Source organism: Streptomyces sp. NPDC058741 (genome assembly GCF_042746715.1).
GTDB lineage: Bacteria > Actinomycetota > Actinomycetes > Streptomycetales > Streptomycetaceae > Streptomyces.
Genome location: NZ_JBHYQH010000034.1, coordinates 30,625 through 55,669, shown reverse-complemented (window position 1 = coordinate 55,669; position 25,045 = coordinate 30,625). Strand labels below are relative to the sequence as shown.

Genomic DNA, 25,045 nt, shown 5'->3' with positions numbered 1-25,045 from the left:
CCGCCTTTCGTCCGGGTGTCCGCTGCCTGACAGCGACGAAACTACGGACCCTTGCGGTCGGCTTCCGTCCGCAAGGGTCCACATGGCTCAGCCGGGGTCCGGCCGGCCACGCGAGGTCTAGAAAGGGAAGCCGCTCCGGCCGTGCTGCACCGAGATCCACTTGGTCGTGGTGAAGGCGTCCAGCATCGTGTCGCCGTTCAGCCGGCCGATGCCCGAGTGCTTCTCCCCGCCGAACGGGACGATCGGCTCGTCGTGGACCGTGCCGTCGTTGACGTGAAACATGCCCGTGTCGATCTGCCGGGCGAAGGCCACGCCCCGCTCGACGTTCCCGGTGTGCACGGCGCCGCTCAGCCCGTACGGGGTGTCGTTGACCAGCCGTACGGCCTCCTCCTCGCCGTCGAACGGGACGAGGAAGGCGACGGGTCCGAAGACCTCCTGCCGCAGCAGCGCCGAGTCGGCGGGCACGTCGGTCAGCACGGACGGCTCGACGAGGTTGTCCGTCCGCCCGCCGTGCACCAGGGCCGTGGCGCCCTCGGCGAGGGCCTGCTCGACCACGCCCGTGATCACTTCGGCCTGGGAGGAGTTGATGACCGGGCCGATGACGGTCTCCGGGTCGCGCGGGTCGCCCGTCCTGAGCGTCTTCACCTTGGCGACGAACTTCTCCGTGAACTCCTCGGCCACCGACCGGTCGACCAGCACACGGTTGGCGGCCATGCAGACCTGCCCCTGGTGGACGTAGCGGCTGAAGACGGCCGCGTCGACGGCGTAGTCGAGGTCGGCGTCGTCGAGGACCACCAGCGCGCTGTTGCCGCCCAGTTCGAGCACCGAGCGCTTGAACAGCCGGGCGCAGACGGTGGCCACGTGCCGGCCGACCTGGTCGGAGCCGGTGAAGGAGATGACCTTGGGGACCGGGTGCTCGATGAAGGCGTCGCCGATCTCCGCGATGTCCGTGATGACGACGTTGAGCAGCCCGCCGGGCAGCCCCGCGTCCTCGAAGAGCCGCGCGACCAGGGCGCCGCCGAGGATCGGCGTGTCCTCGTGCGGCTTGAGCACCACGGCGTTGCCGAGCGCGAGGGCCGGGGCGACGGACTTGATCGACAGCAGGAACGGGAAGTTGAAGGGGCTGATCACGCCCACCACCCCGACCGGCACGCGGTAGACGCGGTTCTCCTTGCCGTCCACCGGGGAGGGGATGATCCGGCCCTCGGGCGCCAGCGCGAGGTGCACCGCCTCGCGCAGGAACTCCTTGGCGAGGTGCAGCTCGAAGGCGGCCTTCAGGCGCGTGCCCCCGAGCTCGGCGACGATGGCATCGGAGATCGCCGCCTCGCGCTCCTCGACGAGCCGCAGAGCCCTCTCGAAGACGGCGCGGCGAGCGTAGGGGTTGGTCGCGGCCCACTGCTGCTGGGCGCGGGCCGCCGCCCGGTACGCCTGATCGACCTCGTCGGCCGTGGCTATGGTGATCGACGCGAGCTTCTCATGGTCGAACGGGTTGAGGTCGATGATGTCCCAGGAACCGGTGCCCGGGCGCCACTCACCGTCGATGTACTGCTGGGCAAGGTCGGTGAAGTAGGCCGACGACATGTGTGATCCCTCGATCCCTGGCAGACCTCTGATCGCGCCCTTGCGATCTGATCACACGTCATCGTACTTGTGGTTCACAGGAGTTGAAGGAGCTCTCGGAGAAGATCCCGGCTCTCCGAGGGGCCCGGGCTGTCGCTCTGGAGCTCCTTGAGGGCCCGCTCGTACTGGGCGACGTCCTCGGCCTTGTCGAGGTAGAGCGCGCTGGTGAGCTGCTCCAGGTAGACGACGTCCGAGAGGTCGGACTCGGGGAAGCTGAGGATCGTGAACGCGCCGCTCTCGCCGGAGTGCCCGCCGAGGCTGAACGGCATGACCTGGAGCCGTACGTTGGGCCGCCCGGAGATCTCGATGAGGTGCTGGAGCTGGCCGCGCATCACCTCGCGGTCGCCGTAGGGACGGCGCAGGGCGGCCTCGTCCAGGACGATGTGGAAGTCCGGGGCGTCCTCGGAGACCAGGTACTTCTGCCGCTCCAGGCGCAGCGCCACCCGCCGGTCGACGTCCGCCTGGCTCGCGCCCTGCATGCCCCGCCGGACGACGGCGTGCGCGTAGGCCTCGGTCTGCAGCAGGCCGTGCACGAACTGCACCTCGTACACGCGGATCAGCGAGGCGGCGCCCTCCAGGCCGACGTAGGTGGGGAACCAGCCGGGCAGCACGTCCGAGTAGCTGTGCCACCAGCCGGCGACATTGGCCTCCTTGGCCAGCGAGAGCAGGGAGGCGCGCTCCTGCTCGTCCGTGATGCCGTACAGCGTCAGGAGGTCCTCGACGTCCCTGGTCTTGAAGCTCACCCGGCCCAACTCCATCCGGCTGATCTTCGACTCGGAGGCGCGGATCGAGTAGCCCGCCGCCTCGCGCGTGATGCCCCGCGCCTCACGCAGTCGCCGCAGTTGTGATCCGAGCAGCATGCGCCGCACCACCGATCCCGGCTCTCCCGCGCTCACGTTCGCCAGCCTCCCCAACGTCTCCAGGTGCCGAAGTCTGCCACTAAAACACTCCGAGCAGTACTCGTCCGATTACAGAAACGGAATCGAAACGGGCGGCGCACGCAGGCGCGTTGTGAATATCGACGGGAGAACGACCTCAGGGCGACCCGAAGATGACGGAAAAAATGACCGACAAGCGGTACGGGCCGCCCTATTCCGGTCAGCTGCACGTGCATCTGCCCTTGCATCTGCTGTACGCATCCGAAACCATGGTCCCGCACCACCGCCGCATCGCACCGACCGCGAATTCCCGGGAGTGCCTCGCATGGGGACGAATGGATCGACCATGCTCCAGCCGTTACGGCAGGGCCTTCCGCCGCTGGATCCCGCGGCCGCGTCCGACGCCGCCTCCTGTGCCCTTCCCGCCCGCTGCGAAGCGGTGCGCGAGGCCCGGCGCTTCACCCGCAGGATGCTCGACCAGTGGCAGATGGGCGACCGTTTCGACGACGTCTGCCTGGTGGTCTCGGAACTCGTCACCAACGCCCTGCGCCACGCCGTGCCGGCGGACTGCGCGCGCTCCGGCGTCCAGGAATCCCCGGTGCGGCTGTACCTGTTGCGCTGGACGGAGCGGCTGGTGTGCGCGGTACGCGACCCCAGTCACGACACTCCCGTGACCCGGGAGGCCGACGACTTCTCGGCCGAGTCGGGCCGCGGCCTGTTCCTCGTCGACTCCTTCAGCGACAGCTGGGGCTGGCATCCCATGGCGGGCGCGCTCAGCGGCAAGGTGGTCTGGGCGCTGTTCCGGCTGCCACGCGACGCAGCCCGGCCGAACGGCACATGAGTGACCGCGGCGCTTCCTCGCGCCGCGGTTCCACGTGCGTCGCCGCGCTCGCCGTGCCGATGGCCCCGGCACCGCCGGGGCGGGAGGGAGGGTCAGCCGCCCACGAGGTGGTCGAACTCGCCGTCCTTCACGCCGAGCAGCATCGCCTCGATCTCCGCCCGGGTGTAGACCAGCGCGGGGCCGTCGGGGAAGCGGGAGTTGCGGACGGCCACGTCACCGCCCGGCAGCCGGGCGAACTCCACGCACGACCCCTGCGAGTTGCTGTGCCGGCTCTTCTGCCAGGCCACACCACGCAGCCCGGCGGCCGCCATACCGTTGTACACGTCGTGGTCCACAGGTCGCTCCCCGATGGTGCACTGGCTGGTGTGGCCATTGATGCAATGGTCAATTGACCCGGATCATAGCCCCGTTCATGTGCAGATGCATGAGCAGATGCACGTGCACGCGGGGTGGTCCCCCGGTTACAGCTGCGACGACCGCGCGAGAGGAGTTCTTCACTGCTTGACGACCCTGCCTCTTCGCGCGTTCCCCGGGACCGGGCGTGAACGCGTCGGGTTCGGCGGAGGTCAGGTGGAGGCGGAGCATCCGCTCGACGGCGGGGGCGGGCGGCCCGGCTGCGGGGCTTGCCGGGCCGCCCGCATCCGGAAGCGGAGGGGGCGGCGGGGAGCAGGGCGGAATGGGCCGGTTGGAGGAGCGTGACCTCGTCCTTCGGTCCGGTGACCGGGTCGGACCATCGACGGACGCGGGTGCGGCGAACGGGAGCCGGCAGGCCGCCGGCCGGTGGTGCGCCCCCGGAGGGGTCCCCCGCGCGTCGAGCGGGGGACCTCCCGGATTCAGCGGCTGCCGTACGGAAGCAACGCCATCTCCCGGGCGTTCTTGACCGCCTTGGCCAGCTGCCGCTGCTGCTGGGCGGAGACGCGGGTGACACGGCGGCTGCGGATCTTGCCGCGGTCGGAGACGAACTTCCGCAGCAGATCGGTGTCCTTGTAGTCGATGTACGTGATGCCGTCCCGGTCCAGGGGGTTGGGCCGGCTCTTGGCGGGCGTGCGGTCGTGCTTGCGGGGCATCGCGGGTCAGACCTCCAGGAGGGTGTCGAAGGCGTGCGGCAGCCGCTGCCAGGCGTCGGGCCCGGCGGCGTACTCGGCGTCGGTGAGCAGGCAGGACTCCAGCAGCCGCTCCACGCCGTCCCGGTCGAGGCCGGGCGAGGTGAGGACGAGGTGCTGACAGCGGTCGCCGTGCTCGGGGTGCCAGTCCAGCGCGGCGGCGGCCCGGCGCACCGGCGGGACCATCTCCCAGGCGGCGTCCGGCAGGGAGGCCAGCCACGGGCCCGCGCCCTCCACGCACAGGGCCCCGCCCGCCGCGTCCCAGTGGAACAGCGTGTCGGGCTTGTCGGCGAGCCAGAACCGGCCGCGGCTGCGGGCCGCGGCGCAGGTCAGGTCCTCCAGGGCGGCGTAGAGCCGCTCAGGGTGGAAGGGACGGCGCCGGCGCCACACCAGGGTGGAGACGCCGTGCGCGTCGGCCTCGGCGGGGAGCAGGGCGCAGGCGGGGTGCTGGGCCGCGGCCGCGGCCTCGACGTCGAAGCCGGCCAGGGCGGCCCGGGCCAGCGGCGGCAGCGGACCGCGACGGGGAGCGGGCGCGGTGAGGTCGCCCCCGGCCGCGCCCACCGGGCCGCCGGCCGTCCGCCCGGTGGCCGGGCCGCCCTGGCCGATGGGGACGTGGCGGGCCGTCGGGTGCAGCTGGGCGAGCAGCTCGCGGTCCTCGTCGTCGGCCTCCGGGGAGTCGGCGATCGCGAGGACGGGGGCGTACTCCAGCTGGCGCGCGAAGGTGTCCGCGACCGTGCGCTGGTCGGTGGCGGCCGCGGCGAGACCTCCGTCGGCCAGGTCGTCGCCGTTGGCGAGGTACGGCAGGACCAGGGCCGGATCGACGGCGGTGATCACGCCGGTGACGGTGAGCCCGCCGGCCGTGACGACCTCGGCCATGGCCTTGGGCTCGACGGAGTCCCACAGCTCGACGACGGCGAGCCGGGTGCCGCCGGCGTCCCGCAGCCGCTCCAGCTCCGGTACCAGGTCCTCGCGCAGGGCGCAGCAGGCGCAGTCGTTGACGAGCGGCGCCTCGCCCGCGTCCAGCAGGCCGGAGGCGTCCCGGATCGTCCGTACGACCGTGCCGGCGGCGGCCGTCGCCAGGTCGTGGTGGAGGACGACACTGCCGGGCACGTCGGCGAGCAGCCGCGCCACGGCCTCCTTGCGGGCGTCGGCGTGCAGCCCGCCGACGATCACGACGGGGAGCCCCGGGGAGACGGTCACGGACTCAGCCCTTCCTTCCGTACCGGCGCTCGAAGCGCTCCACGCGGCCGGCGGTGTCCAGGACGCGGGCGGTGCCCGTGTAGAAGGGGTGGCTGACGTCGGAGATCTCGACGTCCACGACCGGGTACGTGTTGCCGTCCTCCCACTCGATCGTCTTGTCGCTCGTCATGGTCGAGCGGGTGAGGAAGGCGTAGTCCGCGGCGCGGTCGCGGAAGACGACCGGGCCGTAGTCCGGGTGGATTCCCTCGCGCATGGTCAGCGCTCCTCTCGGAAGTCGACGTGGCGGCCGGCGACCGGGTCGTACTTGCGCAGGGTCAGTCGGTCCGGGTCGTTGCGGCGGTTCTTGCGGGTCACGTAGGTGAAGCCGGTCCCGGCGGTGGACCGGAGTCTGATGACCGGCCGGAGTTCGTTGCGTGCCATGCCGCTATGCTACTGAAAATGAATTCCATTTACATCACCTGATCGCAGAGAGGTACGTCACCACCCATGTCCGCGCACTGCATGCTGACCGGCGCACAGCCCGGCTTCGGCAACCGCATCTCGCACTCCCACCGGCGCACGTCACGCCGGTTCGACCCCAACATCCAGTCCAAGCGCTACTGGCTGCCGAGCGAGGGCCGGTACGTCCGCCTCCGGCTGAGCGCCAGGGGGATCAAGACCGTCGACACGATCGGGGTCGAGGCGGCCGTCGCCCGGATCCGGGCCCGGGGAGGGAAGGTCTGATGGCGAAGAAGAGCAAGATCGCGAAGAACGACAAGCGGCAGGAGATCGTCGCGCGGTACGCCGCCCGGCGGGCCGAGCTGAAGGAGATCATCCGCCGTCCCTCGTCCACGGACGCCGAACGGCTGTCCGCCCAGGGGGAGTTGCGCAGGCAGCCGCGCGACGCGAGCGCGACGCGCGTCCGCAACCGGGACCAGGTGGACGGCCGGCCGCGCGGGTACTTCCGGGCGTTCGGGCTGTCACGGGTGAACCTGCGGGGGCAGGCGCACGCGGGGTATCTGCCGGGGGTGCGGAAGGGGTCCTGGTAAGGGCTTGACGGTTGACACGGGGGTGGGGCGCCCGGCGCCGGCGATGTGGGCGGCTGTGGTCGGGCGGTCGGCCGAGGGGCAGGGCACCCCGCGACCATGCGGAGCCGGCCGAAGGCGCCGCTTCGCGGTGGCGCTAGCCCGCGCACTCCTCCGAGGGGAGGCCGTGCGTCCCGCCTCCGTGCGGGACCGCGGGTCGTTCCGTCCTGAGTGGCTCTGGGGCGGCTCGACCGGCCCTGATAGCTTGCTGCGATCGTGCCGGCCAGGGTGGGTCGGCTGAAGGTTGGGGGCTTGCAGTGACTTCGGTGACCTTCTGGCGTCGCACCGGCGCCGTGCGCGTCGCGGCGGCGGCCGCCGGGCTGGTGGGCGCGCTCGCGCTGGCCGCGTGCAGCGGCGACGGCGACCCGGGGGACGACTCCGCGTCGAGCCCGTCGCCGTCCGCCTCGGCGTCCGCCGGAACGGGCGGCGACGGTTCCGGCGAGGGCTCCGGCGGATCCGCCTCCGGTGAACTGGAGGGCAGCTGGCTCGCGACCACCGACGGTAAGGCCGTCGCCCTGGTGGTCACCGGCAGGCAGGCCGCGCTGTTCGCCACCGGTGGCAGCGTGTGCAGCGGCACCGCCGGCGAGGCGTCCGGCAGCCGGATGATCCGCCTGAAGTGCGCGGACGGTTCCGAGAAGCGGGCCACCGGCAGGGTCGACTCCGTGGACGGGAGCAGTCTGAAGGTCACCTGGCAGGGCGGCCTCGGCGAGGAGACGTACACCAAGGCGGAGGGCGGCAAGCTGCCGACCGGCCTGCCGACGGCGAGCCTCGGAGCACCGTAGGGATCCGACTCGGAGGGGGCGCGTGCCCCTGCGGCGCGCGCGTGCGTGATGATCCAGGAGCCAGACGCCGCTCACGCCGACCACGCCCGGAGGACCCCGTGCGCACCTTCCCCCTCCCCTTGGCCACCGCCCTCGCCACCACTCTCCTGCTGACCGCCTGCAGCACCTCGGAGAAGGCCGGTGACGACGTCGAGAACGCGGACCGGCCCAGCACGTCGGCCTGTGCGCTCGACGACCTGGGCGTGGAGGTGGGGGCCGGTGCCGCCCCGGCGGCCGGGGACACCGGCAACGTCACCGTCACCCTCACCAACCGCGGTGCCCGGTGCACCCTGAAGGGCTTCCCCGCGGTCGACCTGCTCGCCGACGACGGGACGACGCCCGTGCCCACGGAAGAGGCGGCCGGCGCGCAGCCGCTGACGCTCGTGAAGGACGCCACCACGTCCTTCACGGTCACCTACGTCCGGGGCGAGGCGGGTTCCGAGCGGAGCCTCGCCGTGCGGAAGGCGTCCTTCACCCTGCCCGGCGCCACCGCCGCGGCACACGAACTGACCTGGTCCTACGGCGAGGTGGCCTACAAGGGCGAGGGCGGGCTGGACGCCTCGGTGAGCGGCTTCGAGTCCTCGGCCGGCTGACGCCGGGTCAGCGCAGCGGCGGCCGGTGACGGACCCGGGCCCGGTCCGCCGCCCGCTCGCCCTCCGTCCAGCCGGCCGCGTCGCGCACGCCGCGCAGCCGGGTCGTGGTCGTCTCGGGGAACAGGCGGTCCAGCCGTCCGGTGACGGCGACGTCCCGGGAGGCGAGGACGGGAAGCAGGTCCTCCGTCACCTGGGTCTCGGCGGCGGCCGCCAGACGGGTGCCGATGCGGTGGGCGTAGGCCGCGAGGAAGGACTGGCGGAACGTCCTGGTGCGCTTGCGGCCCCCGGCGCGCTGGGCGGCCTCCGCCTTCGTCATCGCGGTCGTGGCCTGCACCAGCAGCGAGGTGTGGAGGAGTTCGACCACCTCCAGGTCGGTCTCGAAGCCGACGACGGTCGAGAAGCCCAGGGTTTCGTTCCACACCGCCCGGCAGTGGTTGGCCGTGGCGACGGCGTCCAGCAGCACCGCCTTGGCCTGCTCGTACGGCGGCTCGACACCGATCCGGCAGGCGCCGGGCGTCTCGGGCGACGGTGCCCGGGCCGCGAGCAGGGCCTCGTCGACGCTGTGCCGGGCCATCAGCTCCTGTGCCTTGGCGGTGAGCGCCTCGGCCTCCTCCGGGAACCCGGTGGCCTCCGCCTTGGCGAGCAGGGCACGGATACGGGTGAGCATGCGCGACTCGGGCCGCGCCTCCCCGGGTGCCTCCGCGAGCTCGTCCAGCGCTTCCAGGGAGGGCAGGCGCAGCAGCAGGCGGTACAGCTCCAGCACGGCGGTGGCGTGCGAGAAACGGTCCGCGCGGGGCGGGGCGCCGGCGGGCAGCTCCGCCAGTTGCGCGTTCCAGCGGCGGCCCCGGGCCCGGTCGGCGGGCACCTGCGCGCGTATCAGGGCGGCCACCAGGAGCACGTGGACGTCGTCCAGCTCCCGCCGGACGATCCGCACGACGTCGGCCGGCTGCCAGCCCCGCCGCCAGAGCGCCGCCACGAACTCCTGGCCGCGCCGACCGAGTTCCCCGTCCGCCGCCGGATCGGAGGCGAGCAGGGACGCGCCGCTGTCCAGGGCGGCCTCGCCGGTCTCGTAGAGGGCGATCTCGAACGCGCGGTCGACGGTGGTGGACGTACTCACGGGGCGATGGTGTCACGCGGCACCGCCGGGCCGGGTTCCGGCCCGGAGAACGACCCTCCCACTGTCAACTACCGGGTGACGCGCATCGGGGCGCAACAGACCGCCCTGGCAGACTCGCGGCATGGCCGACCGGTGGGCGCTCGCTCCGGCCGAGGACGGTGGCGTCGACGTCGCCCCCCTCGGTCCGGACGGCCTGCCCGCCGGACCGGTGCTGCGGGAGGCGGATCCCGCCGAGGCCGTACGGAGCCGTCCCGCTGTCACGCGGTGGGTGTGGCGGTCCACCGCCGAGGTCTACCCACGTCTGCTCGCCGCGGGGGTGCGAGTCGACCGGTGCTACGACGTCGAGGCCGCCGAGACGCTCCTGCTCGGCCACGAGGGGCGGTACGGGGAACCCCGCTCGGCCGGGGCCGCCCTGGCCCGGCTGCGCGGCGGCCCCGTCCCGCCCGATCCGCCGCCGCGGTCCGCCGAACCGGGCTCGCAGTCCTCGCTGTTCGAACCCCAGGGCGTCCCACTGCCCCTGCCGGACCTCCTCGCGGTCCACGCCGAGCAGCTGACACGGCACGAGCGGGCCGAGCACCCCGACCGCATGCGGCTCCTCACGGCGGCCGAGTCGGCGGGGACGCTGGTGGCCGCGGAGATGAACCGCGCAGGGCTGCCCTGGCGCGTGGACGTGCACCGCGCGCTGCTGCACGACCTGCTCGGCGAGCGGTACGCGGGCGGTGGCGAGCCACGCCGCCTGGCCGAGCTGGCCGACGAGGTCTCCGCCGCGTTCGGCCACCGCGTCCGTCCCGACCTGCCGGCCGACGTGGTCAAGGCCTTCGCCCGGGCCGGCATCAAGCTCTCCTCGACCCGCCGCTGGGAGCTGGAATCCGTCGACCACCCGGCCGTGAAGCCCCTGATCGAGTACAAGAAGCTGTACCGCATCCGGGTCGCCCACGGCTGGTCCTGGCTCCAGGACTGGGTGCGCGGGGGCCGGTTCCGGCCCGAGTTCCTCGCGGGCGGCACGGTGACCGGGCGGTGGGTGACCAAGGGCGGGGGCGGGCTGCAGATCCCCAAGGTGATCCGGCGGGCCGTGGTCGCCGACCCCGGCTGGCGGCTCGTCGTCGCCGACGCCGACCAGATGGAGCCGCGCGTCCTCGCCGCGATCTCCCGCGACCCGGGGCTGATGGAGGTGGCGGGCCGGGAGACCGACCTGTACCAGTCCGTCTCCGACCGCGCCTTCTCCGGCGACCGCGCCCAGGCCAAACTCGCCGTGCTCGGCGCCGTCTACGGCCAGACCTCGGGCGACGGCCTGAAGAACCTCGCCGCGCTCCGACGCCGTTTCCCGACGGCGGTGGCGTACGTCGACGAGGCGGCCCGGGCCGGTGAGGAGGGGCGGCTCGTACGGACGTGGCTGGGACGGACGTGCCCCCCGGCGGCCCGGGCACCCGACGACGCCAGGCCGGAAGCGGGCATTCCATACGCCGAGGAGGACACCAGGCAGTGGGTCCCCGGCTACGCCTCCACCAACGCCCGTGCCCGCGGCCGCTTCGCCCGCAACTTCGTCGTCCAGGGCAGCGCCGCCGACTGGGCCCTGCTGCTGCTCGCCGCGCTGCGCAGGACCTGCGCGGACCTGGCGGCCGAGCTGGTCTTCTTCCAGCACGACGAGGTGATCGTGCACTGCCCGCGGGAGGAGGCCGAGACGGTGGTCGCGGCGATCCGGGAGGCGGCGGCCCTCGCCGGCCGGCTGACGTTCGGCGAGACACCGGTGCGGTTCCCGTTCACGACGGCCGTGGTGGAGTGCTATGCGGACGCCAAGTAGCCGGCGTGGCGCAGTAGTTGGGGGGTGTGCGGTAGTCGGGGGTAGCCGGGAGCGACACGGGCGCAGGCGGGCGCCGAAGCCAAGTAACCGGCCAGCGAAGCCAGGTAACCGGCCAGATCCACATGGGTGTTGAAGCCGAGTAGCCCGCAGACGCCCGGCCGGGCAACCGGGGCGACCCGGGCGCCCGGCCAGACGACCGGGGCGGGCCGAGTGGCCGGCCGGACGACCGGGGCGGGCCGGGACCCGGTCAGAGGACCGGCGGCCGGCCCAGGCGGGTCAGCCGCCACACCGTGCGCCAGCGCATGGGCCGCCGCTCCCCCGCCGGCTCCCGTACGCCCTCCAGGAATCCGCCGAACCACGCCCGCAGCCCGGCACCCGACCGGTTGCGGGCCAGCGTGAGCAGCACCCAGACGCCCAGGTGGACCGGGACGAGCGCGAGGGGAAGCCTGCGGCGGGCGAGCCAGACCCGGTTGCGGGCGTTGACGCGGTAGTAGATGGCGTGCCGGGCGGGCGAGGTCTTCGGATGCCGGAGCAGCAGCTCGGGCGCGTAGAGGATCCGCCAGCCGGCTTCGGCGGCGCGCCAGGCGAGGTCGGTCTCCTCGTGCGCGAAGAAGAACTCCGCGGGCCAGTCGCCGATCTCGTCGAGCATCGCCATCCGCAGCGCGTGCCCGCCGCCGAGGAACCCGGTGACGTAACCGCCCCGCAGGGGGTCGGAGTTGCCGACCCGGGGCACGTGCCGCTGCTGCGTCTCCCCCAGTTCGTCGGCGATGCGGAAGCCGACGATGCCGAGCCGGTGGTCGGCGGCGTACAGGTCCCGCACCCGGCGCAGCACATCGGGGTCGACGAGCAGCCCGTCGTCGTCCAGGTCGACCACGACGTCGACGTCGCCGAACTCCCGGAGCTGGGCGAGGGCCGCGTTGCGCCCGCCGGGACACCCCAGGTTCTCGTCGAGTTCGACGGGGGTGACCTCGCCGGGCAGCCCCAGCCGCTCGGCGAACTCGGGCAGCGGGCAGCCGTTGCCGACGACGACGATCCGCTCCGGCGGCAGGTCCTGCTTGGCCACGGAACGCAGCAGGGCGTCGACCTCCTCGGGCCGATTCCCCATGGTCACCACGGCGACGGCGATCCTGGGCGCCCCCATGTCCTCACCTCGTCCCGGTCGGCGGCTGACGGATCGACGGGCGATGCTATCCGTTCACGTTGAGGACCCCTCGTTCCTGCCTGCCGGACGGCGATGCGGCGTCGCCGTCCAGCCGGCCGCCCTCACCCCCTCGGACCGGAACTGTCCCGGCGTTCGACGCGTCTTGTACACGGAGTCCGGGCGAGGGGAGTCGGCATGACGGTGACCCTGGCGGAGGAGATCATGCTGCTGTCACCGGACGACGAGTCCGGGGCGGTGCGCGAGCGGCAGGCCTGCCAGTGGGCCGTGGCGGGCGGGATCGTCCTCGAACTGGTCATGTCCGGCCGTCTGTCCGCGGACGACGGGCGGATCACGGTCGGCGACACGACACCGACGGGAATCCGGCTGCTCGACGACCGGCTCCAGACGATCGCCGCCTGGGCGGCGGGGAAGAGCAGGCCGCCCAAGGTCACGGAACCCTGGCCCAGTTCCAGTACGGGCCGTCGTTGTACTCGAACCCGCCCGCCTCCCCTACGGCGGCACCGTCACTCGAAGCCTTCCGGTGCCGTGCCGCCGGCGGCTGCGCGCATCTCCGCGAGGAGTTCCGCGTCCACCAGTCGGGGGCCGGTGCCGGAGTCGGGCCGAGGAGTTCACCCAGGATGCCGCGACGTGATTCGGAAGCGTCCTTCTCGCTTTCCGGAGCGTGATCTCGCCCGGATTCACTCATGACGCTTCGATGCAGTGGAAGAGAACGGGCTTGTCGGCCACCGGTACGGGCTACGCGGCCACGGTGTGCGTGATCGGCCGCGACCTGCTTCCGGTTCCGCCTGCCAGGACGAGAGCCTTCACGGGGTGCACTCCGCGGCGATCTCGGCGATCAGGTCCAGCTGCCTGCGCTGGACGCGCCGCACGAGTTCCTCGATGCGGCGGGCGTGTTCGGCGGTAGGGCACCACAAGGGCTGAGCCAGTACGTAGCGCCCTTGTCCGGGTACGACGACGAGATCGGGCCAGAGCGGGCCGGGTTTCTCGGCCGCTCGGGCGATCTCTGCGCTCAGGTCTCCCTGCCAACCGAGCGGTGCAGTGAACTGCGCCGTGGCCTGCATCCGTTCGTACCAGGCGATGGTGTCGGCGGCGTAGGCTTCGCGGAACGCGGCTTCGTGGCGTTCGTGTCGAAGCTCTCCCAGCGCCGCGCGCGCGTGGCGCGGGTCGTCGAACACAGCGAGTTGCAGGCGGTGCCTGCGCACCGTGCGGTGCCGGCGGGTGCCTCTGTCGTCGAGGAGGAGCGCGCTGCGATCACGCACGGTGCTGAAGCGCACGCTGTCGTCCGCCATGCGCAGCCACAGGTCCCAGTCCTCCAGGCCGTCTCCCGGACGCCAACCGCCGACCCGGTCGGCGAGCCGGCGGCGGTGCGCCACCCTTGAGGGCTCAAACATCGGGCCGAGCAACTGGATCTCCGGATGCCAGCAGAGGTCGAGGACATCGGAGCGGGAAGTGACGCCCTCGGACATGTCCCTGCATTCGAAGCCGGTCGCCACCAGATCGGCCCCGGTGCCGAGGACGGACAGCAGGAGCTGAAGGTGCTCCTCGCGCCAGCGGTCGTCGTGGTCCAGATAGGCGACGAACTCGCTGCGTGCTTCGGCCAGCCCGATGTTGCGGGGGCCACTGGGATGGCCGTGCCGCTCGGCGCGTATCAACCGGATGCGCGCGTCTTCGTCGGCGGCCCGGCGTACCCAGTCGTCCGTGTCGTCGGTGCTGCCGTCCGAGACGACGAGCAGCTCCCAGTCGGTGACGGCCTGAGCCCGTACCGAGTCGAGCGTGCTGGTGATCGCCCGGGAGCGGTTGTAGGTGGGGCATACCACCGAGATGCGGGGGGCCGATGGGGTCTTCGTCACTGCTCGGCCCTCGGCCGGCCACCCGGCCGGGGCGTCAGGAAGGGCAGTGCGAGGTCCTTGCCGCCCAGGACAGCGTCGACCGCGAAGAGCACTCCCGCCGCGCCGGTGGCGAGGTCGGTCGACAACCGCAGGCACTGGTCGCCGAGGAACGCGAGGTTGTCGGCATGCGGGATGGCGTGCCAGCCGAAGGCCGCCAGGTGCTGTCGCAGGGTGTCGTCCGGCCCGGCGGACCTGCGCAGCTGGTGTTGGGCAAGTACGGCACCGGCGCGGCCGGTGAACAGTCCCGCGTGGGCGAAGAAACGCGGGGCGATCGTCTCCCGCAGGTCATCGAAGGCCTTCCCCAGCTCCTGATCCGGAGCGTGCGCGAGCAGTTCGTGAAGGACCAGGGCTGTCCCCGCACCGGCGGTCAGGACGGGCGTACGCCACGGAGCGTCCTGCGCTGCGGACTGCCCGGACGCCCAGCCGCTGTGGACGAGGTCGTGCCTGAGCGCGTCGACGGCCTGGTCCAGGTGCTTTCGGTCCTGTGTCTGTTCGTGCAGGCGCAGCAGGAACAGCGCGCTGCCCGAGCCACCGTGCATCAGGCCCGGCCGCTGCCGTGGCCCGGAGACGTGCTCTGCGTGGCCGGTGATGCGATCGGCGAGGCGAACGGCGCGCTCCAGGAGTGCGCTCTCGCCATAGCGGCGGGCGAAGTGCAGGAGGGTGAGCCCGATCCCGGCCCTGCCGCTGAAGAGGCTGTGGTCGACATCCTCGTCAGGCAGGTCCGCGACGCGGCCGAGGAGTTCTCGTGCCTCCTGGGTGCGGCCGAGCCGGTCGAGGGCGTAGGCGACACCGCTGAGGCCGTCGTAGAACCCCGGCCGTGGTTCTGTCACACGACTGGTGGAGTTTGTGAGCCAGTCGATGTGATCGTCGGAGACGGCGAGGCCGACCTCGGCCAGTGCCCAGAGGACACCGGACGCGCCGAAGGCGAAGTTCGCCCCGCCTCCCTGGCCGTGGAACTGCTCGATGTCTCCGGGAAAGAGCCGGTCGTCGCGCTCGGGAGTCGCGGCGGCGACGATGCCCTCAGCGATGCCCGAGCGCAGCGCGGGCCAGTCCTCCCGCCCAGGGCCGGCCACAGGCCAGAGTGGCCGCGGCGCGAAGCCGGGTTCGCTACGGTCGGGAGGGGTGGCGGGGCCGAGGTCACGCCGGACCTGTTCGGCGTAGTCCGCGGGAACCGGGAAGATTCCGGCGATCAGCTCGATGAACTGATCGACCTTGACAGGGCTCCAGGGCAACGCCTGCGTCAGCGGAAGGAAGACGCCCAGGCGCAGGCAGCCCAGGGCATAGCGGTCGATGTCCGGGCCGCTGTAGCCCGCCGGGGCCTGGAAGCCGGGGGCCGCCAGGGCCTGCTGAGCGGCGGAGCCGGACTCCCTGCTGGCCTCCAGGTCGATGAAGGCGACCGTTCCGTCGGGGCGTACGAGGACGTTGTTCGGGTGCAGGTCGCCGAAGACCACTTGCCGTTCGTGCAGTTCCTGGATGCCACGTTCGACTTGGTCGAGTACGGACTGCGCCCACTGCGTGTAGTCGGCGAGGTCGTCGGCGGTCGGCGTGCGTGGGACGAGGAGGGGATTGCGCTGCTGCATCTCGCGCGCCAGGGGCTGTCCCTCGACGAACTCGCGGGCCAGGAAGTAGTGCTCGCGCCCCTTGCGGAAGTCCACCAGCGCGGGCATGCAGTCCAGCTGTTCGAGACGCTGAAGAGCCCAGTGCTCCCGGCGCAGGCGTTCCAGCGCGTCAGCGCCCTCGGCATCCAGGCCGGCGAGCGGACGAGCCTCCTTCAGCAGCACGGTGTCGCCCGACCTGATGTCCGTGGCCTCGTAGACCCCTCCGCCGTTGGAGAAGTGCAGGGCCTTCGTGGGACGGAACGGGAAGTCGTCCAGAGTTCCGGCGTTGCGCGCCGCCAGCGACTCCTCGAGGCAGGCGGGCAGGGTCACCCACGAGGGAGGGCGGAACCCGGGGCCGCGGACATCCGGCACCCACTTGCCGTCCGGGTCCTGGATGCAGTGCACGAGTTCACCCGACTCGGAGCGGACGAGGTGGGCCACGAATCCGCCGTAGCGCACGTACAGCGGGCCGGAGCGCCAGCGCAGGTCGCTGAGGATGTACGGGCCGGGCTCACCGTCGAGGAGTTCGCCGAGCTCGGTCAGGATCTCGGCCAGGTGCGCCTCGTCGAGCGGGTATACCGTGACGAACTTGCCGCTGCTGCCGCGATCGCCGTACTTGCTGTTGCGGCGCATCAGGACGCCGCTTCCGCGGAGGAACTTGAAGGTCACCTTGCGTGGCAGGCAGTACGCGCTGACCACCTCGATGATCCTCTCGGCGTTCCCGGGGGTAGCGGACACATGGATCTTCCAGCCCTGGAACGGGAGTTGAACGCCGGGGGGCGTGAGTACCACCCAGTCGTCGTTGGTGCTCCTGCGCCAGCCGTCCGGGAGAGGGGCGCTCGCGGCGGCGAAGTCCCCTTCCGAGGAAGAGGTGTCCGGCACGTCGTAGAAGGAGCCGCCGGGCTGGCAGAAGGTGAAGTACCGGAAGTCCATGCGTTTTCCTTGCCGTTCTCTCGCTCGTCTACCAGCGCCAGGCCGGAGCGACGTACCTGGCGTACAGCCACGCCCCGACTGACCTGGTCCCGGCGTCCACTTGGGCCACACCCACCCGGTCATCGGGGGTCTTGCTCGTCGTCAGCGGATAACTGACAGCGGGCGCGGGCAGCGCGTCAGTGCGCACAGGCAGGAACACCGACAGGGGAGCGGTCGTGTCCGTGCCGTCGTCACCGGCGACGACGGCCTGGCCGGTTTCCGTTCGGACGGCCACACCCGCCCGGTACAGGCGCACTGTGGTGTTCTCGCGCATCACCGATTGGTCGGCCGAAGGGGCGAGGATGAGCTCGACCTGCCCTCCGTCTCGCACGAGATAGCCGCCGCTGACGGAGTACGGCACCTTGACGAACGTGAGTGCTGCTCCGGCCACGGCCACGGCCAGCGTCACCACGGCGCCGATCCGCAGGGCATGGGCTCCCCCGGTCCTCGCCTCACGGACCACGCGCACCAGACCGCGCACCAGGTGATAGACGAGGTAGCAGATGCCGCACAGCACCAACGACGCGCCGAAGGCCCCGAGGCGCTGCAGCGAGTCCGCCCACAGCCGCATGGCCGTGGCGACCATGTAGAGGGGGAAGGCCATGCAGGCGAGGCCGAAGGGAATCGCCCACCGCTGAGGAAGTCGGCGTTCGTAGCGTCCGCCGAACAGGATCCGGGCTGTGAAGCGCCGTGCGTCGTCCAGGGCGCGGTCCCGCAGGTGCGGGATGTCGAGATGGCTCATCAACGCGATGTAGCCGTCCAGCTTGACGAACGGAGTCAGGTTGAGCAGCCCGGAGATGTAGGTGACGACGGCGAAGACGATCAGGCCGTCCCGTACATGCGCCTCGGCGAACAGCGAGGCCATGGCTGCCGCGCCGGCGATGACCACCTGTGTGGCGATCCCGGCCAGGGCCACCGCGACACGCTGCTGCCTACGAGGGAGCCGCCAGCCGTCGGAGACGTCGCAGAAGAAGGCGGGCGACATGTAGAATAGCATGACGCCCATCCGCCCGGGGCGGCCGCCGTGGTGGCTGAGGACGGCGCCGTGACCGAACTCGTGGACCGCTGTGGTGGCGAGGACTCCGCCGACGACGGCCAGGTACGTGGACAACGGCAGCGGTTGCCCCAAGGCCATCCTCACCTGGGGTGCCTGAGAGGCCAGCGCCAGCAGACCGCACAGCGCGAGCGCGACGGCCGCAGCTCCCCCCGCTCGGCTCGTCAGGAGCCTGACGAGCGGCGAGAACCGGCGCAGCAGGCGCTCGGGTCTCAGCACGGTGAACTGCACGGTCAGGGGCGGGACGAACTTGACCCACCGACCGTGCTGCCTGACCCGCTCGCCGTTGTCGAGCAGCCGACCCTCGGCGAGTGTGTCGACGGCAGTGCCGACCGCCTCCACGGTCCACGGCGGTCCCAGGATGTCTGCCAGGCCGGCGTGGTCGCGTGTTCCGTTGACGGCGAGCGCCAGTCGAGCCAGGTCGGGCTGGACACGAAAGTACTTGTGCTGGCCGCGTTGGATGACCCAGGGGGCTCCTTCCTCGGCAGGCTCGTGCACCGACACGTCGGCAGCGAGCCTGGGCCGGGCCAGGAGCTCAGGAGCGATCTCGACCGGCGGCGCGGTCCTGGAGGACATGATGGTTCGCCTCACGTGATATCGCGGGAGCGGAACAGCCTGTGCGCCGCGAACCCTGCCGCGCTCAGCCAGCCCGCTATGACCAGGAGGGCGATCTCGGGGGAGAGCAGATCGGTGTGCACATCGCGGTAGACCGAGCTCATGGCGATCGTGAGCAGGTACTTCGCGAGATCGGGTATCAGGCGTTGCAGAGCGGGGTCGAGGAGCAGGGTCAAGGCCATCAGTGCCCCAACGGCGCCGATCTGGTGCCGGATGATCCAGCCGATGAAGACACCCCACGGGGCGGCCAGCACATTGCAGGCGAACACACCGAGGGCGATCAGCGAGGTCTCCGAGGTCCACTCAGGACTGCGGTCGTACCCGGCGAGCGTCACCCAGCTCGATACGGCCGCCAGCAGGACGGCGAGCAGCCCGGACAGAGCGCCCACGGCCGTGCCGACCAAGAGCTTCGCGGTGAACAGGCGACTTCTGCCGGTCAAGAGCACGGAGCGGCTGACGGAGCCGGAGGTGTACTCCCGGGTCACCAGAAGCGCGCCGAACAGCGAGGCGAACAGGAAGGTCATCATCCACGAACGCACCACGTCGTCGGTGATGGCCGCGATGTCGGTCTGGCCACTGCCGATCTTCTTGTCGCCCTCGGATGCGTAGCCGAAGCTCGTCAGGAGGGACATGAAGACGGCGATCGAGGTCAGCACGGCCCAGGCGCGGCCGGTCCATGCCTTCGTCCACTCGCCCCACAATGCCTCACGCATGCGTACTCCCTCCGCCGCCCGCTCCCGCCAACTCGAAGAATCGGTCCTCCAGACGCTCCGTGCCGCTGGAGGTCAGGGCGCTGAGCTCGCCCGCATAGCGCAGGGTGCGCTGCAGGATCACCACGTCGTCCACGGTCTGCTCGACCTCGGCGAGCAGATGGCTGGAGAGCAGAACGGTGCGTCCCTCGGCGGCGAGGGAGCGCAGCAGTCCGCGCAGCCACCGAATGCCGTCCGGGTCCAGGCCGTTGACCGGCTCGTCGAGTACCAGCAGCTCGGGGTCGGCGAGCAGTGCCGTGGCCAGGGACAGCCGCTGTTTCATGCCGGTCGAGTAACCCTTGACCTTGCGATCGGCGCTGTCGGTGAGGCCGACCAGGTCGAGCACTTCGTCCACCCGGGCCCTGGACAGACCCAGCGTCCTGGCCCAGACCAGGAGATCGCGCCGGCCTGTGGTGCCCGGGGTGGGCCCGATCGCGTCCATGCTGACACCGACCCTTCGGGCGGCATGGGGCAGATCGCCGTAGGCGTGGCCGAGTACGGTCGCACTCCCCGCGGTGGGTCGGGCCAGTCCGAGGAGCATCCGGAGCGACGTGGTCTTGCCGGCGCCATTGCGGCCGAGCAGGCCCACGACCCGTCCGGGCCGGACGGTGAAGGAGAGGTCCTCCACGGCCGAGACCGGCCCGAACCGTTTGCTGACGCCGCGGAACTCGATGACGGGAACCTCACTCACGACGGCTCCGTGCCAAGGCGGCTCCGACAACGGCCATGGCGCCCGCCAGCGCGAGGACGAGTACGGCGGTGACGCCGATACGTACCCCTCCGGACAGGTTCATCGTGGCCATCACCACTCCCAGTGCGATCAGCGCACAGAGGCCGGCCATCGCCGAGGTGATGCCCAACTGGCTCCTAGTGTTCATGCCTGCTCCTCATCCACCGCTTGGTGCTACTTTCTGTGTGGCAGCCGGGAGTCCGTGGTGGCGGATGATGCCCGCCACCACAGACTCCCGGCTCAGTTCCCGTAGCTCATCACGTGGCGATGCTGACGGCCACGCTGACAGCGGCGCTCGCGGCGGCTGCACCGCTCACGGCGACGCCGTACGAGAAACCGGTCCAGAAACCGGGGGCCTCCATGGCCTCCAGCTCCTGCATACCCAGCTCCAGCATCGGCTGGATCTTCTCGATCTCCTGCATTGATGACACCCCCTCACATTCAGGTCCGAACGTTTCCCGATCGTGTCGTCACCGGTTGCTCCGGTGACCTGACGACAACGGGATCAGGTGATCGCCGCGGCCGAGAGCGCGGCGCTGCCGTAGGCAGCGGAGGCGCTGACGATGATTCCGACGCTGACACCGGCGGCGGTCCACCAACCGGGCGCGTCCATGGCCTCGAGCTCCTGCATACCCAGCTCCAGCACGGGCTGGATCTTCTCGATCTCCTGCATTTCCCCTCCTTCTCTTGTCGAAGTTCTTCACTTCCCCCGCTTCGAGCCGCTGGACTGCGGACCGAAACGGAAGTCCTCAATGGGCGCACGTGGCGCTGTTCAGGCTGCCGGGGGCAGCTCCTGGAGCGGAGGTTCCCCTCCGGCGGCGTCGCGCAGCAGGCTCAACAGGTCGTCGGCGGCGAGACCACCGAGCATGGGCAGCCCTGCCCCCCAAGCCCGTACGATCCGCAGCGCAATGGCCCCGGCATGGTCAGGCGTCAGGAGGACGCTCCGGTCGATCCCCCACGAGTCGATGAGTGCGGCCACCCCGTAGGCCGGGTCTGCGGGAAGTTGCCCCGGTCCTTCCGACCGGAGCAGGGACCACAGCCGTCGTAGCCGCCGGGCCGAGCCCAGCCGCCCCTCGCCAGAGTCGATCGCCCGCCACAACGGTGGCAACAGGGCGGCCACCGCTGTCATCTTGCGGATGGCGAGTGCCGAGGAAAGCTCGTTGGCGACAAGCCAGCCCTTGACCGCGTACGGATCGCGGCCCGAGTGGAACCACTCGTCATGACTGCTGCCGCTCAGCTCGGCGATCTCGAGCCGAAGCTCGTCGGAGCACCGCTGTCCGGCCCGTTCCGCGTCTCGCACCTCGTACCCGAGCCGCACCAGTCGCCTGGCGGCGTCCTCTACGCGTGCGTCCTGGGGCGGCAGGTCGCCGTGGTCGCCGACATACGGGCTGGCCAAGCGGAACAGCGCTTCCAGCACACCCTCGGCAACCAGCTCCTGCGGCAGCGTGACTGTGGCCTCAGGGTCGATCACGGCGATCTCGGGCCGCAGCGCCTTGCCCATGACCAGCCGCTTTCCCTGCGGGTACGTCAGGCATGCGACAGCGCTGGACTCCGACCCCGTGCCCACGGTGGTGGGTAGGGCGATCAGCGGCACAGGCCGGAGTGGCTTGGGAGCGAGCACGATCAGGCCACTGCGCTGGGGCACCGTCAGCCGGGCGCACACCTCGGGGCCGGCCACCGCCAGCGTGGCCAGTTTGGCCTGATCGAGCAGGGAGCCACCACCCAGCCCGACGACCAGTTCCGCACCGGCCAGACGTTCCGCGAGAGCGAGCACGCTGCGCAGATCGCCGGATCCGTGGAACACGAGGGTCTCGGCACAGGCCCCGCCCAGGGCGCCCGCAACCCGCCGGTGGATCACGCTGTCACGGACCGCGTCGTCGACGAGAACCGTGACGTTCCGGCCACGGATGGCGTCGTCGTTCCTCAGCAGCCGCGCCAGTTCGTCCGTTCCCCTCAGCGGCTGCCGCTTGTCGTCGCCCATGGTCGTCATCCCCGGGCCTCCGCTCGCGCGGCGACCCGGTCGGCATACAGGCCGAGACCGGCCCGGACACACGCGAGGAGTTCGTCCAGTTCGGCGTCGGTGTAGGTCAGTGCGGGGAAGAGCTGGATACCGTGCAGACCGGGGTGCACGATGGCACCCGCCTCCCGGACCGCGGCGACGAGCGAGGGGACCTCGGACTGCGGCAGCGGAACTCCGCTCCCGTCGGCCGCCGTGACCCGAACCGACCGGAAGCAGCCCACGCCCGTCGTGCCGGTCACCAGGGGATGCTCGGCGACAAGCGTGCTCAGTTCCTCGTCCAGCCGGCCGGCCAGCCTCCGCCCCAGGGCGACCGCGTCGAGCCTGCGCATCTCGGAGATGGTGGCCAGGATGGTCGCGCAGGTCACCGGCGTTCCGGCCTGCGTCTCGCCGTGGCTGAGGACCACGCCCGTGTCATCGAAGACGTCTGCCACCGACTGTGCGGCCAGCACCGCGGCGGCGGCGCTGGTGCCGTTGGTCAGGCCCTTGGAGGTGATGAGGAGGTCGGGCTGGGCCGGCCACCGCTGGGAGGCGAAGAAGTCCCCGGTGCGGCCGAACCCGGTGGCCACCTCGTCGGCCACCAGCAGGAATCCGTGCTCCTCACGCAGCCGCAGCAGCTCGCCGACGTACTCCTCACTGAGCGGCACGGCTCCCGAGCCCAGCACCGGCTCGACCACCACCGCCGCGACCTGAGCACCCTGGCGGGCCATGAGCGTCGCCAGTTCCCCGGGCTCGTTCGGGGTGACGTGCCGGACCAGCCGCTGGTCGACCCCGTAGACCTGCTGCCCCAGGTCCTCACCGGTCAGGGCGAAGCCGCCGAAGGTCAGACCGTGGTAGCTGCCGCGCAGGCCGACCACGACCTTGCGCCCGCCCCTGCCGCGCAGGGCCTGGTACTGCCGGGCAAGCTTCATCGAGAGATCGTTGGCCGCGCCGCCCGAGGTGGAGAACAGCACCCGCCGGTAGTGTCCGGCACCCGCGAGCTCCACCAGGGCATCCGCCGCACGTCGGGCGTACTCGTTCTCGAAGCGGAAGACGCTCAGGTACGAGGCCGTGAGCAGTGCTTCGGCAGCGGCCTCGGCGATGGCCTGATTGCCGTATCCGAGGTTGGTGTTCCACAGGCCGCTGGTGCCGCAGAGCAGTTCCCGCCCGTCGGCGAACCTCACGCGCACGCCTTCCGCGGACACCGCGCACAGGTCGTCCCGGCCATGCTGATCGGGTGTGAGCAGCGAGGGCCACAGTGCGTTCCGCTGCGAGGTCACGCGGTCACCTCCGCCTCTATCAGCACGCTGTGGTGGCGCGCGCCGACGTCGGGCAGCAGACGCCGGGAGCACACGGCGAACCCGCTCTGGCGCAGTTCCTCTTCGAGCTGATCGGCCGACAGGACGCGGATGGTGGTGGTGCACACGTCGACCTGTTCCCCTCCGATCACCGCCGGGAACACCGTGACGGTGCGGGCTTCCGCTCCGGGCGTCCAGTACTCGAACATCCGGTAACTCCGGCCGCTGTCGGCGGTGAACTCGACTTCGGTCTCGGTCGGCGCCTGATCACCAGCTGTCAAGTCCACGGTGGACAGCAGTAAGCGGCCACCGGGTGCGAGGTGGGCGCGTACGGAGTGGTACAGGCCCTTCCGGCCAGGGGCGTCCAGGAGCGACACGGACGTCGTGCCCAGGACGATCACACCGAACTCCCGCCCGAGAGCGAAGTCGCTCATGTCGGCCTGCACCGGTGTACACCGGTTCCGCAGGGCCTCGGGCGCCTCGGCAAGCCGTGCGGTCAGCAGCTTCAGCATGCTGCCGGAGAGCTCCAGTGCGGTGACGTCCCGCCCCGACGCGAGCAAGGGCATGGTCAGGCGTCCGGAACCGGCCGCCAGGTCGAGCACCGGCCCGGGTACGGTCCGCACCAGTGTGAGTAGTTCACGTACCTCGTGTGTGTCCTGCCCCGCCAGGTCGTGGTAGACGGGCGCGCCGACCTCGTCGTAGAGGTCGCAGCACACCGCTCTGTCGCCGAGCTCCGCCAGGAGCGCGCCGGCGCGGCCGGGGATCAGGGGTCTGTTCAGTGTCATGTCCATCATCACGTCCCCGCAGCACTGAGAACGGGGGAGCCGAGCTCGATGCCCGCACGGTCGAACAGCACTCGCACCTGTTCGAGGTTCTCCCGGTCAGCGAAGCGAGCTGCGGCCTCCACTGAACCGCACGCCAGTAGAGCCTCCGTCACCTCGGCCGTGACGTGCTCCAGTTGAAAGCTCCGCCCGTGGGCTGCGCTGTGGGCGTACACCGAGTCGTCTGTCCACAGGAGGAGTGGCAATGCGGGATCGACGGCGTCCGCCGCATCGGGCAGCTCACTGAGGGCGGCCACGAGGCGACGGCCGAAACCGGACACCCCGGTGATGTTCAGACCTCGCGCTCGGAGATCACGAATGCCGTGCAGGGCAGCGAGATACCGTCCGAGCCATGGCCGTTCGGCCAGCGCGGAGGCCCGGGTCGGCTCGGGCAGCGATCCGCCCAGGCACACCGCGCAGGGCTGTGCGCTCTCGGAGTTCACGCGCGCCCACTCGGCGGCGACCTGGTCCAAGCTGTCACCCACGGTGCCCAGTCGCTTGCCACCCGGGGAAGTCGACAACTCCCCGGACCGCCCCACGTGCAGCCGGAGCACGGGGCCGTCGTCCTGCGGACCCGCTCCCAGGGCGGGCAGATCCGCGAGCTGGATCACCGGGTTGGTCAGGAACTCGGCGAACACACCCTCGTGGCGTGCGCGGTCGGCATCACGGAGATAGATCTCGAAGTCCGTACCGTCCGCCACCCGGATCAGAGTGGGGCCGACCACCGACATGTACTCGCTGATGCCGTATGCCTGGATCTGAAGGTAGAAGCCGGGATCGTGGGAGAACTCCGCGCCCGGTTCACTGAGTGAGCCTTCGTAGCCGACGACCACAGGACCGTCCGTGCCGCCCGCATGACCGGGCGCAAAGACCATCGTGCTGGCGTCCACCACGTCGGAGGCAAACAGAGCCGACAGATGCTCAGGGTTCTCGAGAACCACCGTCAGGGCGGACTCCCGCCCACGAGGGAAACGCCCCGCGCGGCCGGTTGCCCAGCTCATCAGGTGCTCTTTCACCGCAGACATGCATTTCCCCTGTTCGCACACTCAGTTGACGACTCGAATTGATCTGAGGATCCAAAGGCTCGGAGACAAGCTGAACCGTTGCTGATCTGGCCAGGCTC

General features: G+C 71.2%; 28 protein-coding genes. 7 read left to right on the top strand and 21 right to left on the bottom strand.

The window, feature by feature from the left end; translation table 11 throughout:
- Positions 1-117: 117 nt before the first annotated feature.
- Together ACFW6P_RS24030 and ACFW6P_RS24025 are read right to left on the bottom strand one after the other, a co-directional pair.
- Entirely contained in the window at positions 118-1,581 is a 1,464-nt protein-coding gene (locus ACFW6P_RS24030; RefSeq protein WP_386354246.1) for an aldehyde dehydrogenase family protein, read from the bottom strand.
- 74 nt (positions 1,582-1,655) lie between these two features.
- Complete coding sequence (locus ACFW6P_RS24025) at positions 1,656-2,480, bottom strand: helix-turn-helix domain-containing protein (RefSeq protein WP_386354445.1); 825 nt, start codon at positions 2,478-2,480, stop codon at positions 1,656-1,658.
- Positions 2,481-2,823: 343 nt separating this feature from the next.
- Between ACFW6P_RS24025 and ACFW6P_RS24020 the strand changes: the two genes are divergently transcribed.
- The gene (locus ACFW6P_RS24020) at positions 2,824-3,339 is read left to right on the top strand and encodes an ATP-binding protein (RefSeq protein WP_386354243.1); all 516 of its coding nucleotides are present in this window, start codon (positions 2,824-2,826) and stop codon (positions 3,337-3,339) included.
- Between the two features lie 92 nt (positions 3,340-3,431).
- Here the strand turns inward: ACFW6P_RS24020 and ACFW6P_RS24015 are convergent, their stop codons facing one another.
- The 5 genes from ACFW6P_RS24015 to rpmG all read right to left on the bottom strand — a co-directional run bounded on the left by ACFW6P_RS24015 (position 3,432) and on the right by rpmG (position 6,062).
- Entirely contained in the window at positions 3,432-3,650 is a 219-nt protein-coding gene (locus ACFW6P_RS24015) for a DUF397 domain-containing protein (RefSeq protein ID WP_050810297.1), read from the bottom strand.
- A 522-nt stretch (positions 3,651-4,172) separates the two neighbouring features.
- A complete protein-coding gene (rpsR, locus tag ACFW6P_RS24010; RefSeq protein ID WP_386354240.1) occupies positions 4,173-4,406 on the bottom strand; it encodes a 30S ribosomal protein S18 in 234 nt (77 codons plus the stop codon).
- A 6-nt stretch (positions 4,407-4,412) separates the two neighbouring features.
- A complete protein-coding gene (locus ACFW6P_RS24005) occupies positions 4,413-5,642 on the bottom strand; it encodes a CobW family GTP-binding protein (RefSeq protein WP_386354237.1) in 1,230 nt (409 codons plus the stop codon).
- 4 nt (positions 5,643-5,646) lie between these two features.
- A complete protein-coding gene (locus ACFW6P_RS24000; protein WP_386354234.1) occupies positions 5,647-5,895 on the bottom strand; it encodes a type B 50S ribosomal protein L31 in 249 nt (82 codons plus the stop codon).
- Between the two features lie 2 nt (positions 5,896-5,897).
- Positions 5,898-6,062, bottom strand: coding sequence for a 50S ribosomal protein L33 (gene rpmG, locus ACFW6P_RS23995; protein WP_063482661.1), 165 nt, complete (start codon positions 6,060-6,062; stop codon positions 5,898-5,900).
- Positions 6,063-6,128: 66 nt separating this feature from the next.
- Here rpmG and rpmB point away from each other — a divergent pair, with 66 nt between their 5' ends.
- The 4 genes from rpmB (at position 6,129) to ACFW6P_RS23975 (ending at position 8,120) form a co-directional block, all read left to right on the top strand.
- Complete coding sequence (gene rpmB / locus ACFW6P_RS23990) at positions 6,129-6,365, top strand: 50S ribosomal protein L28 (RefSeq protein ID WP_386354231.1); 237 nt, start codon at positions 6,129-6,131, stop codon at positions 6,363-6,365.
- Positions 6,365-6,670 carry a 30S ribosomal protein S14 gene (rpsN, locus tag ACFW6P_RS23985; RefSeq protein WP_386354228.1) on the top strand — a complete coding sequence of 102 codons (306 nt, stop codon included), beginning with the start codon at positions 6,365-6,367 and terminating at the stop codon, positions 6,668-6,670. The genes rpmB and rpsN overlap by 1 nt, the downstream gene beginning before the upstream one ends.
- Before the next feature lie 302 nt (positions 6,671-6,972).
- A complete protein-coding gene (locus ACFW6P_RS23980; protein WP_386354225.1) occupies positions 6,973-7,488 on the top strand; it encodes a hypothetical protein in 516 nt (171 codons plus the stop codon).
- A gap of 98 nt (positions 7,489-7,586) precedes the next feature.
- Complete coding sequence (locus tag ACFW6P_RS23975; RefSeq protein WP_386424722.1) at positions 7,587-8,120, top strand: DUF4232 domain-containing protein; 534 nt, start codon at positions 7,587-7,589, stop codon at positions 8,118-8,120.
- Positions 8,121-8,127: 7 nt separating this feature from the next.
- On the opposite strand, the gene ACFW6P_RS23970 is transcribed toward ACFW6P_RS23975, so the two are convergent.
- On the bottom strand, positions 8,128-9,237 hold the full coding sequence (locus ACFW6P_RS23970; protein WP_386424720.1) for a DUF2786 domain-containing protein: 1,110 nt from the start codon (positions 9,235-9,237) through the stop codon (positions 8,128-8,130).
- A gap of 121 nt (positions 9,238-9,358) precedes the next feature.
- On the opposite strand from ACFW6P_RS23970, the gene ACFW6P_RS23965 reads away from it, so the two are divergent.
- A complete protein-coding gene (locus tag ACFW6P_RS23965) occupies positions 9,359-11,038 on the top strand; it encodes a bifunctional 3'-5' exonuclease/DNA polymerase (RefSeq protein ID WP_386424718.1) in 1,680 nt (559 codons plus the stop codon).
- 247 nt (positions 11,039-11,285) lie between these two features.
- Here the strand turns inward: ACFW6P_RS23965 and ACFW6P_RS23960 are convergent, their stop codons facing one another.
- Positions 11,286-12,179: a glycosyltransferase family 2 protein gene (locus ACFW6P_RS23960; RefSeq protein WP_386424716.1), complete on the bottom strand. Its 894-nt coding sequence runs from the start codon at positions 12,177-12,179 to the stop codon at positions 11,286-11,288.
- Positions 12,180-12,272: 93 nt separating this feature from the next.
- On the opposite strand from ACFW6P_RS23960, the gene ACFW6P_RS23955 reads away from it, so the two are divergent.
- Positions 12,273-12,887: a GPP34 family phosphoprotein gene (locus ACFW6P_RS23955; RefSeq protein WP_386354210.1), complete on the top strand. Its 615-nt coding sequence runs from the start codon at positions 12,273-12,275 to the stop codon at positions 12,885-12,887.
- A gap of 116 nt (positions 12,888-13,003) precedes the next feature.
- Here the strand turns inward: ACFW6P_RS23955 and ACFW6P_RS23950 are convergent, their stop codons facing one another.
- From ACFW6P_RS23950 to mpaB, 12 genes are all read right to left on the bottom strand, one after another.
- Positions 13,004-14,050 carry a glycosyltransferase family 2 protein gene (locus ACFW6P_RS23950; protein ID WP_386424714.1) on the bottom strand — a complete coding sequence of 349 codons (1,047 nt, stop codon included), beginning with the start codon at positions 14,048-14,050 and terminating at the stop codon, positions 13,004-13,006.
- Positions 14,047-16,620 (bottom strand): class III lanthionine synthetase LanKC, encoded by a 2,574-nt coding sequence (lanKC, locus tag ACFW6P_RS23945; protein ID WP_386354204.1) that lies wholly within the window; start codon positions 16,618-16,620, stop codon positions 14,047-14,049. Before lanKC ends, ACFW6P_RS23950 begins: the two co-directional genes overlap by 4 nt.
- 28 nt (positions 16,621-16,648) lie before the next feature.
- A complete protein-coding gene (gene mpaP, locus ACFW6P_RS23940; RefSeq protein ID WP_386354201.1) occupies positions 16,649-18,289 on the bottom strand; it encodes a daptide biosynthesis intramembrane metalloprotease in 1,641 nt (546 codons plus the stop codon).
- Positions 18,290-18,300: 11 nt separating this feature from the next.
- A complete protein-coding gene (locus ACFW6P_RS23935; RefSeq protein WP_386354198.1) occupies positions 18,301-19,041 on the bottom strand; it encodes an ABC transporter permease in 741 nt (246 codons plus the stop codon).
- Positions 19,034-19,768 carry an ABC transporter ATP-binding protein gene (locus ACFW6P_RS23930; protein ID WP_386354195.1) on the bottom strand — a complete coding sequence of 245 codons (735 nt, stop codon included), beginning with the start codon at positions 19,766-19,768 and terminating at the stop codon, positions 19,034-19,036. Before ACFW6P_RS23930 ends, ACFW6P_RS23935 begins: the two co-directional genes overlap by 8 nt.
- Positions 19,761-19,955 carry a hypothetical protein gene (locus tag ACFW6P_RS23925; protein WP_386354193.1) on the bottom strand — a complete coding sequence of 65 codons (195 nt, stop codon included), beginning with the start codon at positions 19,953-19,955 and terminating at the stop codon, positions 19,761-19,763. The genes ACFW6P_RS23930 and ACFW6P_RS23925 overlap by 8 nt, the downstream gene beginning before the upstream one ends.
- A 109-nt stretch (positions 19,956-20,064) precedes the next feature.
- Positions 20,065-20,229: a daptide-type RiPP gene (locus ACFW6P_RS23920; protein ID WP_386354190.1), complete on the bottom strand. Its 165-nt coding sequence runs from the start codon at positions 20,227-20,229 to the stop codon at positions 20,065-20,067.
- 83 nt (positions 20,230-20,312) lie between these two features.
- The gene (locus ACFW6P_RS23915) at positions 20,313-20,480 is read right to left on the bottom strand and encodes a daptide-type RiPP (RefSeq protein ID WP_386354187.1); all 168 of its coding nucleotides are present in this window, start codon (positions 20,478-20,480) and stop codon (positions 20,313-20,315) included.
- A gap of 99 nt (positions 20,481-20,579) precedes the next feature.
- On the bottom strand, positions 20,580-21,797 hold the full coding sequence (gene mpaC / locus ACFW6P_RS23910; protein ID WP_386354184.1) for a daptide-type RiPP biosynthesis dehydogenase: 1,218 nt from the start codon (positions 21,795-21,797) through the stop codon (positions 20,580-20,582).
- Positions 21,794-23,083 carry a daptide-type RiPP biosynthesis aminotransferase gene (mpaD, locus tag ACFW6P_RS23905; protein WP_386354181.1) on the bottom strand — a complete coding sequence of 430 codons (1,290 nt, stop codon included), beginning with the start codon at positions 23,081-23,083 and terminating at the stop codon, positions 21,794-21,796. The genes mpaC and mpaD overlap by 4 nt, the downstream gene beginning before the upstream one ends.
- Entirely contained in the window at positions 23,080-23,886 is an 807-nt protein-coding gene (gene mpaM / locus ACFW6P_RS23900) for a daptide-type RiPP biosynthesis methyltransferase (RefSeq protein ID WP_386424712.1), read from the bottom strand. The genes mpaD and mpaM overlap by 4 nt, the downstream gene beginning before the upstream one ends.
- Positions 23,887-23,894: 8 nt before the next feature.
- On the bottom strand, positions 23,895-24,947 hold the full coding sequence (mpaB, locus tag ACFW6P_RS23895; protein WP_386354176.1) for a daptide biosynthesis RiPP recognition protein: 1,053 nt from the start codon (positions 24,945-24,947) through the stop codon (positions 23,895-23,897).
- Positions 24,948-25,045: the final 98 nt, after the last annotated feature.

What these genes read in the sequence shown, in the direction of transcription:
- ACFW6P_RS24030 (WP_386354246.1), bottom strand. Translation starts at nt 1,581, where the DNA reads ATGTCGTCGGCCTACTTCACCGACCTTGCCCAGCAGTACATCGACGGT.
- ACFW6P_RS24025 (WP_386354445.1), bottom strand. Translation starts at nt 2,480, where the DNA reads ATGCTGCTCGGATCACAACTGCGGCGACTGCGTGAGGCGCGGGGCATC.
- ACFW6P_RS24020 (WP_386354243.1), top strand. Translation starts at nt 2,824, where the DNA reads ATGGGGACGAATGGATCGACCATGCTCCAGCCGTTACGGCAGGGCCTT.
- ACFW6P_RS24015 (WP_050810297.1), bottom strand. Translation starts at nt 3,650, where the DNA reads ATGGCGGCCGCCGGGCTGCGTGGTGTGGCCTGGCAGAAGAGCCGGCAC.
- rpsR (WP_386354240.1), bottom strand. Translation starts at nt 4,406, where the DNA reads ATGCCCCGCAAGCACGACCGCACGCCCGCCAAGAGCCGGCCCAACCCC.
- ACFW6P_RS24000 (WP_386354234.1), bottom strand. Translation starts at nt 5,895, where the DNA reads ATGCGCGAGGGAATCCACCCGGACTACGGCCCGGTCGTCTTCCGCGAC.
- rpmG (WP_063482661.1), bottom strand. Translation starts at nt 6,062, where the DNA reads ATGGCACGCAACGAACTCCGGCCGGTCATCAGACTCCGGTCCACCGCC.
- rpmB (WP_386354231.1), top strand. Translation starts at nt 6,129, where the DNA reads ATGTCCGCGCACTGCATGCTGACCGGCGCACAGCCCGGCTTCGGCAAC.
- rpsN (WP_386354228.1), top strand. Translation starts at nt 6,365, where the DNA reads ATGGCGAAGAAGAGCAAGATCGCGAAGAACGACAAGCGGCAGGAGATC.
- ACFW6P_RS23965 (WP_386424718.1), top strand. Translation starts at nt 9,359, where the DNA reads ATGGCCGACCGGTGGGCGCTCGCTCCGGCCGAGGACGGTGGCGTCGAC.
- ACFW6P_RS23960 (WP_386424716.1), bottom strand. Translation starts at nt 12,179, where the DNA reads ATGGGGGCGCCCAGGATCGCCGTCGCCGTGGTGACCATGGGGAATCGG.
- ACFW6P_RS23955 (WP_386354210.1), top strand. Translation starts at nt 12,273, where the DNA reads ATGCGGCGTCGCCGTCCAGCCGGCCGCCCTCACCCCCTCGGACCGGAA.
- lanKC (WP_386354204.1), bottom strand. Translation starts at nt 16,620, where the DNA reads ATGGACTTCCGGTACTTCACCTTCTGCCAGCCCGGCGGCTCCTTCTAC.
- mpaP (WP_386354201.1), bottom strand. Translation starts at nt 18,289, where the DNA reads ATGTCCTCCAGGACCGCGCCGCCGGTCGAGATCGCTCCTGAGCTCCTG.
- ACFW6P_RS23935 (WP_386354198.1), bottom strand. Translation starts at nt 19,041, where the DNA reads ATGCGTGAGGCATTGTGGGGCGAGTGGACGAAGGCATGGACCGGCCGC.
- ACFW6P_RS23925 (WP_386354193.1), bottom strand. Translation starts at nt 19,955, where the DNA reads ATGAACACTAGGAGCCAGTTGGGCATCACCTCGGCGATGGCCGGCCTC.
- ACFW6P_RS23920 (WP_386354190.1), bottom strand. Translation starts at nt 20,229, where the DNA reads ATGCAGGAGATCGAGAAGATCCAGCCGATGCTGGAGCTGGGTATGCAG.
- ACFW6P_RS23915 (WP_386354187.1), bottom strand. Translation starts at nt 20,480, where the DNA reads ATGCAGGAGATCGAGAAGATCCAGCCCGTGCTGGAGCTGGGTATGCAG.
- mpaC (WP_386354184.1), bottom strand. Translation starts at nt 21,797, where the DNA reads ATGACGACCATGGGCGACGACAAGCGGCAGCCGCTGAGGGGAACGGAC.
- mpaM (WP_386424712.1), bottom strand. Translation starts at nt 23,886, where the DNA reads ATGACACTGAACAGACCCCTGATCCCCGGCCGCGCCGGCGCGCTCCTG.
- mpaB (WP_386354176.1), bottom strand. Translation starts at nt 24,947, where the DNA reads ATGTCTGCGGTGAAAGAGCACCTGATGAGCTGGGCAACCGGCCGCGCG.